The following is a 3,102-nucleotide window of genomic DNA, read 5'->3' as shown; positions in this document are numbered from 1 at the left end:
TGCGGCCGAACAGGACCGTGCCGAAGACCACGTCCTCGCGACCGCTGACCGCCGCGAGCACCCGGGACCACGCGACGTGCATGACGGTCGCGGGGCTGGCGCCGAGACGGCGGGAGACCTCCCGGAGCCGTGCGGTCAGTTCCTCGTCGAAAGGCACCACGTGGCGTACGGCTCCGGCGCCGTCACCGCGCACGTCCGCGACGCCGAAGGGCGCGGTGGGCTCGGTGACGTCACCGAGCAGTTCGGCGAAGTAGCGCTCGTGCTCGGAGCGGGCGACCGCGCCGCGCGTCTGAGCCACGAAGGTGCGGAACGGCAGCGGCCGCGCCAGCTCCCGGCCACGGCCCGCGAGGATCGCCTGGACCTCGTTGAAGACGATCTCCAGCGCGGTGTGGTCGCGCACCACGTGGTGCGCCCGCAGCAGCCCCAGCCAGCGACCCGTGCCGGGGATCCGCGCGGCGTGCATCCGGATCAGCGGGGCCTCGCCGAGGTCCATGCGCAGTCCGCCGGCCGCGAGGAGCTGCTCGGTCGGGTCGCCGCCCTCGGGGTCGAGGGTGACCTCGGTGATGGGCAGGGTGGCGTGACGCCACACGACCTGGACCGGCTCGCGCAGGCCCTCCCACACGATCGACGTGCGGTAGATGTCGTGGCGGTCCACGACCTGCTGGAGCGCGTCCGTGAAGGCGTCGAGCCGGTCGCGGGCGTCGAACTCGAGCACGGTCGGCATGACGTAGGCGTCGTCGCCGCCCTCGGCGAGGAGGTGGTGGAAGAGCAGGCCCTCCTGGAGCGGAGCCAGCGGATAGATATCGGCGACGTTGGCCGCGCCGCCGTCCACGGTGGCCACGACCGACGCGAGCTCCGCGGCCGTGAGGTCGACCAGCGGCAGCATCTCCGGAGTGATCTCGGACGTGTCGGCCGGAATCAGGTTCGCCGGGACCTCGACCTGGACAGCACCCGCCGAGGCGGCAAGAGCAGCCGGGGTCGGCGCCTGGAAGAACGAGCGAACCGAGACCGACACACCCTGCCTCTGAAGGCGGGCAACCAGCCGGATCGCCAGCAGCGACTGACCGCCGAGCTTGAAGAAGTCATCCTCCACACCCACGCTCTCGCGCCCCAGGACCTCCGCGAAAGCAGCACAGATGATCTCCTCCCGGGCATTGGCGGGACCACGCCCGACCGCGGCCACCTGCTCGGGAGCAGGCAGCGCCCTGCGATCCAGCTTCCCGTTGGCCGTCAGTGGCAGCGCGTCCATCACCACGACCGCCGACGGAACCATGTACTCCGGCAGACTCCGAGCCACAAACTCCACGATCGACACCGCGGGTTGACCCGTGGTCACCACGTACGCGACGAGGCGACGATCGCCGGGGGTGTCCTCCCGTACCACCACAGCGGCCTGCGCGACCTGCGGATGCGCGGTGACAGCGGCCTGGACCTCGCCCAGTTCGACACGGAAACCCCGCACCTTCACCTGGTCGTCGGTGCGGCCCAGGAAGACCAACTGACCCTCCGCCGTCCACTTCACCCGGTCACCCGAACGGTACATACGCTCGCCGTCCGCAAAGGGAGAAGCGACGAAGCGCTCAGCCGTCAGACCCGGACGGTTGACGTAGGCGCGGGCAAGCCCGGCACCGGAGACATACAGCTCACCCGGCACCCCGACCGGAACCGGCCGCAGCGCCTCGTCCAGCACGAAGACACGCGCGTTGGGCACGGGCCTACCGACCACCACGTCAGCCGAGTCGGCAAGACGGGCGATGGCGGTATCCACGGTGGCCTCGGTCGGACCGTAGAAGTTGAAGCCCTCCACACCCTCCAGCGCACGCAGCCGCTCCCACAGCCGATCCGGAACCGCCTCACCGCCCACACCGATCCGCGACGGATACACAGAACCCTCGAACAGGCCCTCATCCACAAGAACTTGCAGGTAAGAGGGGGTGACCTCGGCAAAGTCGATCCGTGAGGCCCGCATCCACGCCACCAGACGCCCCGCGTCCAGCCACGTCTCCGCGTCCACCACATGCAGCTCATGCCCCACAAACAAGGCCGACAGCTGGTTCCACGACGCGTCGAAGGACACCGACGTCGTCAACGCCACCCGCAGCCGCCCGCCATCCGTGGCGAACGCCGTCCGGCCATGGCCCTCGCACAGGCTCACCGCACCCTTGTGTGCCACCACCACGCCCTTGGGCCGCCCCGTCGAACCCGAGGTATAGATCACATACGCCGGATGCTCCGGCCGCACCTCCACACCCAACGGCCCCGCATCCAACCCCGCCAGCACCTCCGCCACGTCCGGGGCATCCAGCACCACCACGCCCACATCCGACCCGGCCAACACCCCCGCCGACCCGGAGGAAGCCAGCACCACGGCAGGCGCCGCGTCCTCGACCATGTACGCGATCCGGTCAGCCGGGTACTCCGGGTCCAGCGGCAGATAGGCACCACCGGCCTTCAACACCGCCAGCAGCGCGACGATCAGGTCGCCCCCCCGCCCCAGGCACACCCCCACCAGCGACTCGGGACCAACCCCCTGAGCCACCAGATGACGGGCCAGACGGTTCGCCCGCACCTCCAACTCCCCGTAGGGCAGCGATAATTCGCCCGCGACCACCGCGACCGCATCCGGCGTACGAGCCGCCTGCGCCTCGAACAGCTCCACCAGCGAACCCGCGGCCACCTCGGCAGCCGTGTCGTTCCACTCGGCGAGCAGCCCGCGCTCGGCCTCCTCCAGCACGTCCAGCGCGCTCAGCCGGAGCCCCGGATCCCCCACCAACAACTCGATCGCCCGCACCCAGCGGGCCACGAGCCGCTCGGCCGTCGCCACATCGAACAGATCCGCCGAAGCAACCACCGAACCACGCAACCCCGCCGGGGCGCCCGCCTCGTCAAAGACCTCCGACACCGACGCGTCCAGATCGAACTTGGCGGTCGACGCGCCCGCCGGGAATCCGGCGGCCCGCACGCCCGGCAGGTCGAGGACGGCCTCGCCGGTGTTCTGCACCTTCAGCATGACCTGGAACAGCGGGTGCCGGGCCAGCGAACGCGTCGGCGCCAGCTCCTCCACCAGCTTCTCGAACGGCACCTCCTGGTGCTCGAACGCCG

General features: G+C 70.6%; 1 protein-coding gene. It reads right to left on the bottom strand.

Annotated elements, in window-relative coordinates:
• Positions 1 to 3,102: amino acid adenylation domain-containing protein (locus ACFWZ2_RS43455; RefSeq protein WP_384555333.1), on the bottom strand; the 3,102-nt coding region annotated here is incomplete at both ends.

It is taken from the genome of Streptomyces sp. NPDC059002 (genome assembly GCF_042740435.1).
In the GTDB taxonomy this organism is placed as follows: Bacteria; Actinomycetota; Actinomycetes; order Streptomycetales; family Streptomycetaceae; genus Streptomyces.
Note: the sequence above shows the minus strand (reverse complement) of the source record. Positions and strands in the feature narration are given on the sequence as shown.